Source organism: Natronorubrum sp. A-ect3 (assembly GCF_041821125.1).
Taxonomy (GTDB): domain Archaea; phylum Halobacteriota; class Halobacteria; order Halobacteriales; family Natrialbaceae; genus Natronorubrum; species Natronorubrum bangense.
In genome coordinates this window covers 583,579-596,996 of record NZ_JBGUBB010000002.1, presented here as the reverse complement: position 1 = coordinate 596,996, position 13,418 = coordinate 583,579, and the positions used below count along the sequence as shown (strand labels likewise).

Genomic DNA, 13,418 nt, shown 5'->3' with positions numbered 1-13,418 from the left:
GACGAACGGCGCTACTCGAGTGTTTCTTCGGAGATCGTATTCGGCAACAGTTCGCCGAGCGTGTACTTCGTTGGCGGTTCGTCATCGCCTTCGTCACAGATGACGAGGAGTTCGTCGTCACAAAACTCGGCTAACGTCTGGCGACACATCCCACAGGGGGTGACACCGTCCCGGCGACCGGAGCTGACGGCGATACGGGCGAACTCGCGGTGGCCGTTTTTGACCGCCTCGGCGATCGCGACTTCCTCGGCGTGAAGGCTGTTACTGTAGTTGGCGTTCTCGAGATTACAGCCGACGAAGACCTCGCCAGCTTCGGTCTCGAGCGCAGCGCCGACGGCGTACTCCGAGTACGGAACGTGAGCAGCTGACTGGACGCCACGGGCAGCATCGATCAGATCGTGCATGGGTGTACTGATTCGAGCGAGTGCAAGAAACTGCCTACTGCACGCTACGTCGACTCGGACACTGCGGACTCGATGACGCCGCGTGTCGTCTCGACGAGTTCGTCGACGGTGTCACTCTCGGCGTACAGACGCACGTACGGTTCGGTGCCGCTCGGTCGGACGAGTACCCACGAAGCGTCGTCGAACTCGAGGCGAACGCCGTAGTCGGTGTTGACTGTGGCATCGGAAAACGCCTCGGGGAGTGCGGTCTCGAGGGTGGCCATCGTCTCGGCCTTGGCGTCGTCGGGACAGTCGACGCTCACCTTTCGGTAGGGGCGCTCGGAGACAGGTTCCCGGAGGGCGTCTGTCCCGCCGGCGTCGGCGACTAACGCGGCGACGACAGCAGCGCTGACGACGGCGTCGATCCAGCCACCGAACGCCGTGTGAATGTGTTTCCACGGCTCGGCAGCGAAGACGATCTCTGTGTCGTCGTTCCCACGGCTCCGTTCTCGGGCGATACCTTCGTGAAGCGCCCCGAGTCGGACCCGTTCGACGCGGCCGCCAGCGTCACGGACCTGTTCGTCGATGCGGGCGGAGGCGTTGGGTGTGGTGATGACGACTGGATCGTCGACATCTGCCGCGTCGGTGTAGTGGGCTGCGACGACGGCGAGAATCGTGTCTTCGTGGATGACCTCTCCATCCGAATCGAGTACGACGAGTCGGTCGGCATCCCCGTCGTGGGCCAGCCCAAGATCGAATCCGCTTGCGGGTTCACCGCGTGTTCGTTCCGTGCCGCGTTGTGTCTCCGTTCCCTCCTCGAGAAAGGCAGTAAACGCCGACAAGGTCTCCGGTGTCGGTTTGCTCTCGCGGGCGACGAAGTGGCCATCGACGTTCGCGTTGACTGCGACGACCTCGGCACCGAGTCGATCGAGGACGTGTGGTGTCGCAACTGATCCCATCCCGTTGCCGCAGTCGACAGCGATGGAGAGCCCAGAGAGGGGGCCAGTAGACGCAGGCTGTGCCGTGTCCGTGCCGTCGAACTGCTCGAGAACGTATGAGACGACACTGTCGCGATACTGCTCGAGAATGTCGTGGGTCGACGACTGGCCCCACTCGTCCCACGAAGCGAGGTCGGTCGTGTGCTTGGCACCGTCGAGCTGGTCTTCGATGGCCCGTTCGGCAGTTCGGTCGTACTCGACGCCATCAGCAAAGAGCTTGATCCCGTTGTCCGTGGGCGGGTTGTGACTCGCGGTGAGCATCACGCCTGTTCGTCCACGCGAGGCGAACGCGAGTGCTGGCGTCGGTACCTCACCGAGTCGACGGACGTCGGCACCGGCACTTTCGAGGCCGGCTTCGATGGCCGCAGCGAGTGCGGGGCCGGTCTCTCGACCATCGCGGCCGACGACAACCGTTTTGCTAGGATTTCCGACGGCCTGGCCGACTGAGAGTGCCAGCGCCGGCGTCACCTCCTCGACTGGACCACGGATTCCTGCAGTCCCGAATAAGGTCATAGGGAGGCGTTCCGCGAGGAGCTACTTAGCAACATTGCACACGCTCCGGGCGGGGATCGGACCGGCAGCTGTGTGGTGGCAAGCCGACTGACGACGTTGGGGTGCCGTTGAGACCGCGATTACTCGTCAGGCAGATCGTCGATCAGCACGACAGCCTCGCCGTTGATGACGGTCGCATCGTCGTCTTCGTTCCGGATGACCGTCTCGAGTCGGTACTGTCTGTTCCCGAGGTCTTCGACGACTTCGACGCGGGCGGAGACGCGGTCGCCGATCCCGACGGGGCCACTGAACTCGAGATCCTGGGAGAGATAGATCGTGAGTCCGGGGAGTCGAGCCAGCGCGGCGCTGATGAGTCCGGAGACGAGCGTGCCGTGGACGATCCGCTCGCCAAATCGGGTGTCGCTTGCGAACTCCTCGTCGAGATGCAGTCGGTTCGTGTCGCCGCTGATGTGAGCGAACGCACGGACGTCGTCTTCACTGAGAACCTTCTCGAACGTGACAGTGTCGCCAACGCTGATATTCTCGGTATCGTCGACGGTTCGGTCGAACTGCCAGTCGAGATGAGAGTGATCGATCGACGGGATCGATGCAGCGACAGTCTCGCTTCCTGATCCGTTCGAAAGCCCCGGGGCCAACATTGCAGACATCGCTGCACGGTTTGCCGCGGTTGCACTCTGGAGGACCGTCTGTGTCATCGTCGCCCACGCGTCAGTCATCGCAGCGAAATTGTCTTTCGCGGTGTTCTGGTGGGACATCTAGTCTGTCTGTAGGTGTGTGATGGTTATGACTTCTTTGGCTTACCCAAGACGAATTTACTCTATATATTGCCGAGTAATTTAGTACTAGAGGCGCTCTTAGGGCTGTTTTGTCGAAAATAGCGATTGTTATACGATACCACATGTATGTGAGTGCGAAAATACAGATAGAAACATCTAGCGGAGTCAAAATACAAATTGAACCACTCAATGGCATCAGATGGGTTTTGGTGGGAAGGTTTATATGCATCGGGTTCGTTGTTACAGGTGATGACGGACGACTCCGACCGAACGCCCTGGTTCCCACCTGCGATGTTCACCGAACAGATGCAGGAGGCAGGCGAGCAGGTTGCCGAATCCCAGCAGGAGCTGTTGCAGAAGATGATGCAAGCCGGAAGCTCGAACCCGTTTGACACCGGGTCAGCGCTTGGCCCGATGAACATGGGAACGGCAACGTTCAAAGCCCGTGTCCAGAGCGGTGGTCGGATCAGTATTCCCGGTCCAGAGCGGGAAGCCCTCGACATCGAAGAGGGAGATATCGTCCAGACGATCGTCGTACCCGTCAAACGAAACCGAGACTAATACCATGACACAGAACCCATTCACCGCCGTTTTCGACGCACAGCGCACCGCAGTTGAACAGTCCCAGAACCTTACCCACGACGCTCTCGAGGCCCAGAAGGCGTCGATCAGCGCCTTCAGCGATGCGATGGAGTCCTCGAGCACCCTCTTCGAGTCCAACACCGAGATGACCAAAGGTGCCATCCACGCCTACTTCGACGCCCTTGAGGCCTCGATGCCCGAGGACGCCGCCGACTTCGACGAGATGCGTGAACTCGTCGACGACGGTTTCGACTCCGCTTCCGAAGCCCAGACCCAGTCGATGGAGTCCATGCTCGAGATGCTCGATGAGTCCGAAGCTGCCTACGACGAGTTCGCCGCGAACTACTCCGAGATGGTCGACAGCTCGTTCGACGCCGTCCTCGAGGCCCACGGTCAGGTCGAAGAGAACGTCTCCGCCGTCGCCGAGAACGTCGAAGACGCCACCGACGAGTTCGACGTCTCTGCGTAGACGTTGAAAGAGGCCGTAGGCTTTTGACAGTCGATTCCCAATTTTATACCAATGACAGATTCACAGCCCCAGATGCAAAACTGGAACGCGTTTGTCGAACAGTGGAATGAACAGTTTCTCGACGCACTCGAGGACAACATGGAAGCCCAGGCCGAGTTCGTCGAGAGCTGGTCGGAGACCGTCGGCGAGGTCAGCGAGGACAACGAACTCTCCGATGGTGTCGAGGGGTACGCCCGTGCCTACGAGACGTGGATGAACGCCTCACAGCAGATGGTCGAGCGGATGAACGACACTCTCGAGGGCGAGGACGTCGACGTCGATGAGTTCCGTGACATCTGGCTAAACACGGCCAACGAGGCGTTCAAAGACGTCATGTCGACGACCGCCTTCGCCAAAATGACCGGCGAAACCGTCGGCGACGTGCTCGAACTGCAACAGGAGGCCGACGAGGCGTCCCAGGAAACCTTGCGGTCGCTCGGCTTTGCAACCGAGGACGGTGTCGTCGAGGTTGGTGACCGCCTCGTCGAACTCGAGCGTCGGCAACACGCCGTCGAGAAGAAACTCGATCGCGTCCTCGAGCACCTGGACGACGAACAATGAAAAACCCGTACGCAACCGTCTTGGATATGCAACGAGAGGCCTGGGAGGCGACCGCCGATCTGGCCGAAAAGAGCCAGGTTGCCCCCGAGCGAACCGAAACGCTCGAGAACGCCGAGGTCGGACAGACGCCGAGCGAGGTCGTCTACGAGGAGAACAAGCTGAAGCTCCTCCACTACGAGCCGATGACGGAGGAGCAACACGACGTTCCGATCCTCATCGTCTACGCGCTGATCAACAAGCCGTACATCCTCGATCTTCAGCCCGACCGCTCGGTCGTCCAGACGCTGCTCGAGGCCGGCTTCGACGTCTACCTGATCGACTGGGGCGAGCCGTCGAAGCTGGATCGACAGCTGTCGCTCGACGACTACGTCAACCGCTACATCGACAACTGTGTCGATGTCGTCAGCGAACGCTCCGGTGAAGAGAAAGTCAACATTCTCGGCTACTGTATGGGCGGCACCATGTCGGCCATGTACGCGTCGTTGCACCCCGAGAAAGTCCAGAACCTGGCTTTGATGGCCGCTGGACTTTGCTTTGCCGGTGACGGTGGGGTGCTCGAACTCTGGGGTAGCGAAGAGTTCTACGATCCCGAGACAGTGACGGATACGTTCGGCAACGTTCCGGCCGAGTTCTTGGACGTCGGATTCGCGCTGATGGACCCCGTCGCAAACAACGTGACGAAGTACGTCCGGTTCTACGAGAACATGGACGACGAGGACTTCGTCGAGAACTTCGCTCGCATGGAGCGGTGGCTCGACGAGGGGATCGACGTCGCTGGCGTCGTCTACGAGGAGTTCATCCGCGACATCTATCAGGAGAACAAGCTGATCAACAACGAGCTCTATCTGGACGGCAAACACGTCGACCTCGAGAACATCGACATGCCGCTGCTTCAGATTGTCGCAGAGTACGACCACCTCATCCCGCCAGAGGCCTCCAAACCGTTCAACGAGTTCGTCTCGTCCGACGATACCGAGGTCCTCGAGTTCGCAACGGGCCACATCGGCATGTCCGTCTCCTCACGCAGCCACGACGAGCTGTGGCCGGACGTCTGTGAGTGGTTCGAAGCACGCTCGAACGGGACCGAAACCGAAACCGAGGCCGTGGCCGAGGTTTCGGCCGAAACGACCACGGACACGGACACAGCGGTCGCTGCTGATGCTGGCGGCCAATCCAGTCTCGAGGACGTCACCGATGGCGGGACGGGCGTCGAGCCCGAACACAACGAAGACGTCGGGTCTGAGCCCACAGAGCCGACTGAGACGACCGCCGACGACCAGTCCGTTGCCGACGCCGACGCGGACGATCTCACAGACCTCAACGGTGTTGGACAGGCGTACGCGGACAGTCTGGCCGACGCTGGTATCGAGACGTTCGACCAGCTTGCCGAAGCCGACGTCGCAGACCTCGCCAGCGAGACGGGTATCTCGCCGAGTCGAATCGAGGACTGGATCGGTCAGGCACGGAACCGCTGACGTCGTCACCGGACCACGACTCGTTCTTCACTCGGTTTCTGCCGTGTCCCCCTGACACTGCTGTCCAGCAACTGTCTCTGTCAGTGATAACTCCTGTGGGGCCGAACCAGTTCGGTTCCAATATCTAACAGGTTATTATTTACCATCGGAGCTACAATAGGTATGCATCATGTCGATGGAAGGACGCACCTGCGTCATCACAGGCTCGGCACGCGGTATCGGGCGGGGAATCGCACAACATCTCGGTGAAAAGGGTGCAAATGTCGTGATCAACTACCGCTCATCGGAGGGCTCTGCTCACGAGGCCGTCGAAGCGATCGAGTCGGCCGGTGGTGAGGCGGTTGCGGCGCGTGCAGACGTCTCCGACCGGGCAGAGGTCGAGCACATGCACGAAGTCTGCCACGAGGCGTTCGGCCCGGCAGACGTGCTGGTCAACAACGCCGGCATCACGGCCGACGAACAGTTCACGGACATGAGCCGTGAGGAGTGGGATCGAGTCATGGACGTCAATCTCGGTGGGATGTTCAACTGCACGCAGGTGTTTTTCGACGACATCTGGAACGCACACGAGGGCCGGCTCGTCAACATCTCGAGCGTCGTTGGAAAGCAGGGCAACTTCGGGCAGGCCAACTACGCCACCGCCAAGAGTGGGATGTTCGGGTTCACCCGAACGATCGCGCTTGAACTCGCCAAGGGCGGGTCGACGGCCAACTGCGTTGCACCCGGCTTTACCGCGACCGACATGCTCGAGAGCGTTCCGGATTCGGTCCTCGAGCGAATCATCTCGGGGATCCCGCTCGAGCGACTCGCGGAAGTCGAAGACATCGCTGCCGTCGTTCGCTTCCTCGCCAGCGAGGAGTCCTCCTACGTCACCGGCGAAGTGATCGACGTCAACGGCGGGATGGACCTCTAGCGCTCATCGCTACGCTGCCGGACAGTTCGCCCCGCAAATCACGTCCTCAACTCTCCATCTCCGCACAGAACGCCCTCCGAAACGGTCTGTGACTACTCCGTTCGGTGTTTCTCCTTCGTGAGCACCCGCACGTTCTCGATGCCGGTGTCGGGATACTGCCCTTCGTCGTCTTTCTCGACGGCTTTGACCATATCCCAGACGACGTTGAGCCCGGTCGTGACGCCCTCTAAGGCCTCCATCTCACAGCCCGTCTTCCCGGTTGTCCCGACCGCAACCTCGAGTTCGATGCGGTCCTCGCCGAGGTCGAACTCGGTGTCGACGTTCGTGATCGGAATCTGATGACACATCGGAATCGTCTCCCAGGTGTGTTTGACGGCCTGAATCGCGCCGATACGGGCCGTCGCGAGGACGTCGCCTTTGCCGACGCCATCCTCACGGATCGCCTCGATCGTCGACGGCTGGAGACGAATCTCGCCGGCTGCGACCGCGCGACGCTTGCTATCGGGTTTGTCGCCGACGTCAACCATCTGAACATCGCCCTCGTCAGTGGTGTGTGTCAGCTCATCGGCGTGGCCCGTCGTCTCGTCACTCATTGCTCTCACCCCACAGCACTGCTGGGAGTTGCGCACATAATTCGGAGGCGAGCAGACCGTTGCCATCTCGGTTGGCGAGGCGTTCGCCCGCGAGGCCGTTGACCTGTGCGGCCGCCGCCGCGGCCTCGAGTGGGTCGGCGTGCTCTAACAGCGCCGCGGTGACGCCAGCGAGCGTGTCGCCGGTGCCGCCGACCGCCATTCCGGGCGTTCCGGAGCGGCTAATGTGGGTTCGGTTGCCGTCGGTTACGACATCGTCGACACCTTTTGCGAGGACGACGTGACCGAGCGATGCCGCGAAGGCTTCGATCTCGTCTGCGACTGGGGCCAGTGCGTCCACATCCGGCCCGCCCATTCGCGCAAGTTCGCGTCGGTTGGGTGTACAGACCAGCGTTGCGTCGGTCTCGAGGCCGGGCACGACCTCGAGAGCATCTGCGTCGACGACCGCCGGGCCGGTGTAGGACTCGAGGAACTGACGGGCTGCCTCGAGCGTCTCGTCGGCGGTGCCCAGCCCCGGGCCGAGCACGACGACGTCGTCATAGCGTTCTGCGGTGTCGACGAGGTCGTCGACCTGTGCCGGCGTGAGGATATCGTGCTCGTAGGGCTGGACGATGAGATCCTCACTGTACCCCTGAATTTCGCCGGCGACGGATTCGGGTGCGGCGACGAACGAGAGCTCCATCCCGGTTCGGAGCGCGGCCTGTGCGGCGAGTGCCGGTGCACCAGTGTAGGGGCCGCCACCGATGACGAACGCGCGTCCCGTCCGGCTATCAGGGCGTGCGAGGGCGACGTCGCCCGGTCCAACGAGGCACTCTGCGGCTGCTGGAATCCCGATATCCGCGACCGCCACGGTGGCCTCGAGATCGGCCAGTCCCGGTTTTTCATCATGGAAGGTGACGACGTGGTCGGCCTCGACACCGTTGTCGGCGTGGTCACCCTCGTCGGCGTCGAAGCCAGAGGGGACATCGACCGAAACGACGGTCGCGTCGGCGGCGTTGATCGCTTCGGCTGCAGTCGCTGCCGGCTCTCGAAGGTCGCCGCTGATTCCCGTCCCAAGCATCGCGTCGACGATCACGTCGGCTTCGGGGAGGTCGAACGCACTCGAGTCGGTTACTTCGCGGGTGTCGTAGTCGGCGCACTCGAGTGCGTTCCAGTTCTCTTTCGAAATCCGCGTGCCGATGGCTTCCGCACGGCCGAGCAACAGGGTGGTAACGTCGTACGCATCGAGAAATCTCGCCGTGACGAACGCGTCCCCGCCGTTGTTCCCCCGGCCGGCGACGATCGCGACTCGAGCGCCCGGCTCTGTGAGGTCTTTCACTTCGTGAGCGACGGCGTGCCCGCTCGACTCCATCAACTGCTTTTGTGGGACGCCCAAGGCGGCCGCGTTCTCGTCGACGGCGGCCATCCGTTTGCCTGTAATCATATCCTATGGATTTGCCCGCGGGCGCGTTAAGCGTGTGGGAGTGTATCTCTTCTCTCGAGAGAGTCGACCGCCGGACCGGCCCGTGGACGTTGGATCGTGAACAGTTCCAAAGAGGTGATGGAGCTAACAGGATAGTCTGTCATATGGTCTCCCGCGAAAACCGCGTCCTCATCGGCTCACTTTTGGCCGTCTGGCTCGCCGTGGTCGGCATCGGGCTTACGGGCATCGGTGCACAGAGTGCCGTGGTGACGTTCGTCGTTCTAGCTGGAATCGGAATCGTCGTGCCGCAACTGTATCTCGCCGTCACCGACGACGACGTTCCCGGCCGACAGCGCGTTCGGATCGCTGCTGTCCTGTCACTCGTAATCGCGATGCTCGGGTTTTCCAGCGCAGACCCGGGCGAACGGCTGCTCATTGCGGGCCTCGTCGCAGCGCTACTGATCGTTCTCGTCGCATACGAGTTCACTGCCGGCTATCGGAGCACCGCCGCCGAATCATAACGCTTTCCTCACCGACGACGGCCCTCTCGAGCGACATGCGCTCGTATCGCCGGCCCCCGGTTCACTGTGAACGGTTTCTGGCTTGATTGAACACCCGCGGCTGCGAGAAGCGTGTGGGGACTAGAGTAACCGGAACCGTCCCCTGGCCGCGACCGCGGTCGCCTCGTCGAAGATCTGGACGTCGTTGAATGCCTCGCGAGAGACCGTTCCGCCCTCGCGAACCTGTCTTTCGCCGGTCGTGCTGACGATAACGCCGTACTCGAGGCCGTCGTAGTGGTCCTGAAGCGTCGCTTTTGTCTCTTCGGTAACGACGGGCGCTCTCTCCTGTGAGCGGGTGAACACATCGGCGTCTTCGAACCGTTCGGTGACGTAGGGCGACTGGGTGGTGGTATCTGCGATGACGACGTGGAGGTCGTCGTTCTCGCCGTCGCGTCGTCCACGAATCCACTTCTCCCAGACCTTTCCGCGGTGAAGTGACTCGTTTACCCCGACGCCCGCGACACCGATCCCGATTCCAGCTCCGGCTGCTGTGAGCACCTGTCGTCGCGAGACCATACAGACAGTTCTGCGTTCGTAAAAATGAACCCTCCGCTTTGCCGTTCAGTCGGCGCGATCAGACCGACTGCTAACGACGGTTGTGCGTTCGTTCTGACGCAGGGCTGTCGGTGATCGGGTGTACACTGTCGTTCTGTTCATCACGTGCTCGCTCGTGATCGCACTGCCTGGTTTCGCCGGCGTGGAGCCATTCGATCTCGTTTTCTGAGACCCGCCGTTGACCGGTAGCGTCTCGTTCTTTGGGCACCTCCGTTCGATGTGAACGTCTTCTGGCTCGACGAGGATCCACGCCTCGCCGCACGGTATCACTGCGACCAGCACGTAAACAAACTGCTGCTCGAGGCGGCACAGATGCTCTGTACGGCAGCTCGAGAGAACGGATATGAGGCTGACTTCCTCTATGGATCGACCCACGTCGGCCACCCGGTCACGAAGTGGACCGCGGAATCGAAAGCCAACTGGCTTCGCTTGCGCGACCACGCTGGGGCGCTCAACGCCGAGTTCGTCGAGCGGTATGACAAAGACGACGACCACGCCAGCTGGCAAGTAATCGAGCGCATCGACCCCACCGAGATCGCGTTTCCGACCACGGAGCCGACGCCGCGGCCACAGGCGATGCCCAACGAGTACAAACGGCCGGGCGACCCCGTCGGCGCGTACCGTGCGTACTACGCCGGTGAGAAGGCAGAGTGGGCTGAATGGAAGTACACCGACGAGCCGGCGTGGCTCGAGGCAGCGCTACAAGCACTCGAGTCGGACGAATAGGCCGACTTGGGATGGGAGTGATGGCGACCCCACACAAGGCGGTTCAGTACCGAATTTCGAAGCCGTCCTCACCCTGTGGTGTGTCGTACTCGACATCGACGTCTGCGACGTCGGCTGCGGGACTGCCCGTGTGACACCATTCGACCATCGACTCGACGGCGGCTTCAGGCCCTTCGAAAACCGCTTCGACGCGGCCATCCTCGAGGTTTCTCACCCAGCCGTCGATACCCTTCTCGCGGGCTGTTTCACGCGTGTTTGCACGGTAGTAGACGCCCTGGACGGTTCCGGAGACGAAGACGTGTGCGCGGGTTCGATCCGTCATGACTGGACTCTCGAGTGCGAGCGTCAAAAATCCGGCTCCCTGTCGAGGTCCCACCGCGGCATCGCTCGAGTTGCCAGCCACTGACCCATGCGCTCACTCCGACGTTTCGTAGCGACGACTGCCAACGATCATGCGAGCAGCGAGCCCGATGACGCTGATGGTGAACACGATCCAGACGACCGCTGTTCCGTCGAACGGATCGGTGTACTCGACGACTGCGACGGACATGAGAAGCGCAGCCACGTAGAGCGTGTTCGTCCCGATGAACTCTGCAAGTCCCGCTTCGTCGGTGACTCGGTCCGGGTCGTAGCCTGCGATTAACCGCACTGCACCGGCGTATTTGATGAGGACGCCCAGGAGCCCAACGAACCCCGCAGCGACACCAAGGAAGAGCGGCGACTCGGGGCTCATACGCCACTATAATCAACTAGCTAACAAAAAGTTCGTCGTCTCGAATTGGGGTCATTCCCCGGTCCGCAGGTGATGAAAGATGTACGTCTGTGCGTAGCCCGCATACTCGCCCCCCAATCGGTCCCGAATCGCTCTCGAGGTCGCCGTGTAGGTGCCGCGATCACAGTCGGGATAGTACTCTTCAATCGCCGACTTGAGCCACGTGTCCAGCGGCACGGCCTCGTCGAAGCCAAGCGAGAAGAGGAGGACGCAGTCGGCCACCTTGTCGCCGACGCCGACGAACCGGGTCAGATACTCGCGAGCCTGTTCGTACTCGAGGTCGCGTGCCTCCTCGGGGTGGGCCTCGCCGTCGGCGACCATCTTCGCCGTGCGGACGACGTAGGGTGCTCGATAGCCGAGGCCGAGATCGCGCAGTTCTGCTTCGGTCGCTGCTGCGAGCTGGGGTGGCGTTGGGAACGCGTGGTAGACGTCGCCGTCGAACTCGATCGGGTCGCCGTACTCGCGGGCTAGCGTCGAGACCATGCCATGGATTCGGCCCACACGCATCTGGGCCGAACAGATAAACGAGATCAGACAGGCAAAGGATGGATCTTCGACCAGTCGCATCCCGCGGTGGGCCGCGTAAGCTTCATCCAGGAGTGGATCGTCCGGCGCGGCCGCGACGATCGACTCGAGGTCGTCGTCCAATCGTAACAGCCGGCGGACGAGCGGTTCGGCGTCGACCGTCGACTCCCACTTGAGGTGCCCATCGCGAACGCGGACACGGATTACGGCGTCCGAGTCCGTTTCTGGCCCCCTGACGACGGTGTGATACCACGCGTCAGGTGCAGGCGAGCCGCCGTACATCTCACCATCGCTCCGTCGCCAGCAGTAGCTCTGGCCGCTCTCGAGCGTGCGGTACAGATCGAGGCCGCCGGAGAGTCCGTCGAGGGTGATCGTCCCTGTCTCCATCTGTCCGTGCCTTCGGGGGCGTATGCTTTTGCCTTTCGAACCTGACGACAGCGATAGATGCCGGCATCGTAACCACGCAGACTCCCTGTCGGCGGCCGATTCATTTGTTGGGGCGAACTTTCATACTGGTGGCGAGACAATACCATGGTATGGACTGCAGGGTTGTCGTCGAGGCTGCCGTGCCGGTGTTCGATGTCGAGACGGAAGACGAGGCGATTCGCATCGCCATCTCGAAGACGGGCGAAATGCTGAACCCTGATTTGAACTACGTCGAGATCAATATGGGTGAGCGCACGTCGCCAGCGGGCGAGGAGTTGCCACCTGCGTTTATCGCCGCCGACGAAGCACTCGTTGCACTCGAGTTGGAGATGACCGTCTTCAACGTCGAGCGCGAGGAACACGCCTCACGGATCGCCCGCAAGGAGATCGGCCAGCGCCTCGAGAACATCCCGCTCGAGGTGTTACAGATTGACGAACTCGAGGACGAAGACGACGAAGAGGCGTCAGAAACCGATTCCGATGGAGACGAAGACACCGACCAAGACGAGTCTCCATCGGTTGCGGATGAGCCATCTGAAACCGATGCTGACCAGACCGATGACGACGATATTCTTCCCGAATTCGAGGATTTAGTCGAACGAGACTGACTGTAACAAGTGAGCGACCGACTGTTTCCTGGTGGAATACCCGATTAATTCAGTTCTGCTTTTGCAATCGGCTGACGTGTCGCGACTGAAACGGTCACCCAGGACGAGACTTGTCAGTACGGAGTTGTAATGATCGAAGGAGGCGACGAATTTCTCAGTCTGCGGTAGCGGCAACTGCTTCTTGTTCGTCTTCACGCATATTCATTGTAATTCCACCGGCGAGCGCAAAGACAGCTGCTTTATGATCAGTTTTTGATTTATGAATCGATGTCGGTCGAATACCAAGCGATTCGTACTCCTCAAGATTGATCTGACAGTCATCCCACGCTGCACACTGGTTCGATACCTCCGCGAGAAGGCCGTGAAGGTGAATGAGCTCCTGTTTCTTCATAACCATGCAAGCCTACCCACTGCAGGGTTATATTATTATCTTGAGTCTCGTTAGCATGCACCTCTAATACGATATCCTGTGTGTCATAAAGGATATGTGATTGAAAGCCAGGCCTACTATCCGAATACTGGCGGAAGGGAGCGAGTATAAGATG

18 protein-coding genes are annotated in these 13,418 nt (G+C 61.0%); 8 read left to right on the top strand and 10 right to left on the bottom strand.

Annotated elements, in window-relative coordinates; genetic code table 11:
• Nucleotides 1–11: 11 nt before the first annotated feature.
• The 3 genes from cdd to ACERJA_RS09600 all read right to left on the bottom strand — a co-directional run bounded on the left by cdd (nt 12) and on the right by ACERJA_RS09600 (nt 2,649).
• Nucleotides 12–404 (bottom strand): cytidine deaminase, encoded by a 393-nt coding sequence (gene cdd, locus ACERJA_RS09610; RefSeq protein WP_373607977.1) that lies wholly within the window; start codon nt 402–404, stop codon nt 12–14.
• A gap of 44 nt (nt 405–448) precedes the next feature.
• Nucleotides 449–1,894, bottom strand: a complete 1,446-nt coding sequence (locus ACERJA_RS09605) for a phosphomannomutase (RefSeq protein ID WP_373607975.1) — start codon at nt 1,892–1,894, stop codon at nt 449–451.
• Between the two features lie 119 nt (nt 1,895–2,013).
• Nucleotides 2,014–2,649 carry a MaoC family dehydratase gene (locus ACERJA_RS09600; RefSeq protein WP_373607973.1) on the bottom strand — a complete coding sequence of 212 codons (636 nt, stop codon included), beginning with the start codon at nt 2,647–2,649 and terminating at the stop codon, nt 2,014–2,016.
• Between the two features lie 270 nt (nt 2,650–2,919).
• Between ACERJA_RS09600 and ACERJA_RS09595 the strand changes: the two genes are divergently transcribed.
• The 5 genes from ACERJA_RS09595 (at nt 2,920) to ACERJA_RS09575 (ending at nt 6,709) form a co-directional block, all read left to right on the top strand.
• The gene (locus ACERJA_RS09595; protein ID WP_006064249.1) at nt 2,920–3,231 is read left to right on the top strand and encodes an AbrB/MazE/SpoVT family DNA-binding domain-containing protein; all 312 of its coding nucleotides are present in this window, start codon (nt 2,920–2,922) and stop codon (nt 3,229–3,231) included.
• A 4-nt stretch (nt 3,232–3,235) separates the two neighbouring features.
• Nucleotides 3,236–3,721, top strand: coding sequence for a hypothetical protein (locus ACERJA_RS09590; RefSeq protein ID WP_373607972.1), 486 nt, complete (start codon nt 3,236–3,238; stop codon nt 3,719–3,721).
• A 51-nt stretch (nt 3,722–3,772) separates the two neighbouring features.
• On the top strand, nt 3,773–4,321 hold the full coding sequence (locus ACERJA_RS09585; protein WP_373607971.1) for a poly(R)-hydroxyalkanoic acid synthase subunit: 549 nt from the start codon (nt 3,773–3,775) through the stop codon (nt 4,319–4,321).
• Nucleotides 4,318–5,796: a class III poly(R)-hydroxyalkanoic acid synthase subunit PhaC gene (phaC, locus tag ACERJA_RS09580; protein WP_373607970.1), complete on the top strand. Its 1,479-nt coding sequence runs from the start codon at nt 4,318–4,320 to the stop codon at nt 5,794–5,796. Before ACERJA_RS09585 ends, phaC begins: the two co-directional genes overlap by 4 nt.
• A 169-nt stretch (nt 5,797–5,965) precedes the next feature.
• Nucleotides 5,966–6,709, top strand: a complete 744-nt coding sequence (locus tag ACERJA_RS09575; protein WP_373607969.1) for a beta-ketoacyl-ACP reductase — start codon at nt 5,966–5,968, stop codon at nt 6,707–6,709.
• A gap of 92 nt (nt 6,710–6,801) precedes the next feature.
• Here ACERJA_RS09575 and moaC read toward each other — a convergent pair whose 3' ends face one another.
• Complete coding sequence (gene moaC / locus ACERJA_RS09570) at nt 6,802–7,302, bottom strand: cyclic pyranopterin monophosphate synthase MoaC (protein ID WP_373607968.1); 501 nt, start codon at nt 7,300–7,302, stop codon at nt 6,802–6,804.
• Entirely contained in the window at nt 7,295–8,722 is a 1,428-nt protein-coding gene (locus ACERJA_RS09565; RefSeq protein WP_373607967.1) for an NAD(P)H-hydrate dehydratase, read from the bottom strand. The genes moaC and ACERJA_RS09565 overlap by 8 nt, the downstream gene beginning before the upstream one ends.
• Nucleotides 8,723–8,865: 143 nt before the next feature.
• Between ACERJA_RS09565 and ACERJA_RS09560 the strand changes: the two genes are divergently transcribed.
• Nucleotides 8,866–9,222 (top strand): hypothetical protein, encoded by a 357-nt coding sequence (locus tag ACERJA_RS09560; RefSeq protein WP_006064242.1) that lies wholly within the window; start codon nt 8,866–8,868, stop codon nt 9,220–9,222.
• A 120-nt stretch (nt 9,223–9,342) separates the two neighbouring features.
• Here ACERJA_RS09560 and ACERJA_RS09555 read toward each other — a convergent pair whose 3' ends face one another.
• Nucleotides 9,343–9,777, bottom strand: a complete 435-nt coding sequence (locus ACERJA_RS09555; RefSeq protein WP_373607966.1) for a hypothetical protein — start codon at nt 9,775–9,777, stop codon at nt 9,343–9,345.
• 258 nt (nt 9,778–10,035) lie between these two features.
• Between ACERJA_RS09555 and ACERJA_RS09550 the strand changes: the two genes are divergently transcribed.
• A complete protein-coding gene (locus ACERJA_RS09550) occupies nt 10,036–10,542 on the top strand; it encodes a hypothetical protein (protein WP_373607965.1) in 507 nt (168 codons plus the stop codon).
• 43 nt (nt 10,543–10,585) lie between these two features.
• Here the strand turns inward: ACERJA_RS09550 and ACERJA_RS09545 are convergent, their stop codons facing one another.
• The 3 genes from ACERJA_RS09545 to ACERJA_RS09535 all read right to left on the bottom strand — a co-directional run bounded on the left by ACERJA_RS09545 (nt 10,586) and on the right by ACERJA_RS09535 (nt 12,226).
• Nucleotides 10,586–10,864: an acylphosphatase gene (locus ACERJA_RS09545; protein ID WP_049889584.1), complete on the bottom strand. Its 279-nt coding sequence runs from the start codon at nt 10,862–10,864 to the stop codon at nt 10,586–10,588.
• A 93-nt stretch (nt 10,865–10,957) separates the two neighbouring features.
• Nucleotides 10,958–11,275, bottom strand: coding sequence for a DUF3784 domain-containing protein (locus ACERJA_RS09540; protein ID WP_373607964.1), 318 nt, complete (start codon nt 11,273–11,275; stop codon nt 10,958–10,960).
• A gap of 51 nt (nt 11,276–11,326) precedes the next feature.
• Nucleotides 11,327–12,226, bottom strand: coding sequence for a DNA-3-methyladenine glycosylase (locus tag ACERJA_RS09535; protein ID WP_373607963.1), 900 nt, complete (start codon nt 12,224–12,226; stop codon nt 11,327–11,329).
• 149 nt (nt 12,227–12,375) lie between these two features.
• Between ACERJA_RS09535 and ACERJA_RS09530 the strand changes: the two genes are divergently transcribed.
• The gene (locus ACERJA_RS09530) at nt 12,376–12,873 is read left to right on the top strand and encodes a DUF555 domain-containing protein (RefSeq protein WP_373607961.1); all 498 of its coding nucleotides are present in this window, start codon (nt 12,376–12,378) and stop codon (nt 12,871–12,873) included.
• Between the two features lie 154 nt (nt 12,874–13,027).
• On the opposite strand, the gene ACERJA_RS09525 is transcribed toward ACERJA_RS09530, so the two are convergent.
• On the bottom strand, nt 13,028–13,264 hold the full coding sequence (locus tag ACERJA_RS09525) for a UPF0058 family protein (RefSeq protein ID WP_373608475.1): 237 nt from the start codon (nt 13,262–13,264) through the stop codon (nt 13,028–13,030).
• Nucleotides 13,265–13,418: the final 154 nt, after the last annotated feature.

Bases quoted from the DNA above. Each gene is read 5' to 3' on its own strand.
- ACERJA_RS09545 (WP_049889584.1), bottom strand. From the start codon at position 10,864: ATGACGGATCGAACCCGCGCACACGTCTTCGTCTCCGGAACCGTCCAG.
- ACERJA_RS09590 (WP_373607972.1), top strand. From the start codon at position 3,236: ATGACACAGAACCCATTCACCGCCGTTTTCGACGCACAGCGCACCGCA.
- ACERJA_RS09535 (WP_373607963.1), bottom strand. From the start codon at position 12,226: ATGGAGACAGGGACGATCACCCTCGACGGACTCTCCGGCGGCCTCGAT.
- cdd (WP_373607977.1), bottom strand. From the start codon at position 404: ATGCACGATCTGATCGATGCTGCCCGTGGCGTCCAGTCAGCTGCTCAC.
- ACERJA_RS09575 (WP_373607969.1), top strand. From the start codon at position 5,966: ATGTCGATGGAAGGACGCACCTGCGTCATCACAGGCTCGGCACGCGGT.
- ACERJA_RS09525 (WP_373608475.1), bottom strand. From the start codon at position 13,264: ATGAAGAAACAGGAGCTCATTCACCTTCACGGCCTTCTCGCGGAGGTA.
- ACERJA_RS09595 (WP_006064249.1), top strand. From the start codon at position 2,920: ATGACGGACGACTCCGACCGAACGCCCTGGTTCCCACCTGCGATGTTC.
- ACERJA_RS09600 (WP_373607973.1), bottom strand. From the start codon at position 2,649: ATGTCCCACCAGAACACCGCGAAAGACAATTTCGCTGCGATGACTGAC.
- ACERJA_RS09540 (WP_373607964.1), bottom strand. From the start codon at position 11,275: ATGAGCCCCGAGTCGCCGCTCTTCCTTGGTGTCGCTGCGGGGTTCGTT.
- moaC (WP_373607968.1), bottom strand. From the start codon at position 7,302: ATGAGTGACGAGACGACGGGCCACGCCGATGAGCTGACACACACCACT.
- ACERJA_RS09560 (WP_006064242.1), top strand. From the start codon at position 8,866: ATGGTCTCCCGCGAAAACCGCGTCCTCATCGGCTCACTTTTGGCCGTC.
- ACERJA_RS09585 (WP_373607971.1), top strand. From the start codon at position 3,773: ATGACAGATTCACAGCCCCAGATGCAAAACTGGAACGCGTTTGTCGAA.
- ACERJA_RS09530 (WP_373607961.1), top strand. From the start codon at position 12,376: ATGGACTGCAGGGTTGTCGTCGAGGCTGCCGTGCCGGTGTTCGATGTC.
- ACERJA_RS09555 (WP_373607966.1), bottom strand. From the start codon at position 9,777: ATGGTCTCGCGACGACAGGTGCTCACAGCAGCCGGAGCTGGAATCGGG.
- ACERJA_RS09605 (WP_373607975.1), bottom strand. From the start codon at position 1,894: ATGACCTTATTCGGGACTGCAGGAATCCGTGGTCCAGTCGAGGAGGTG.
- phaC (WP_373607970.1), top strand. From the start codon at position 4,318: ATGAAAAACCCGTACGCAACCGTCTTGGATATGCAACGAGAGGCCTGG.
- ACERJA_RS09565 (WP_373607967.1), bottom strand. From the start codon at position 8,722: ATGATTACAGGCAAACGGATGGCCGCCGTCGACGAGAACGCGGCCGCC.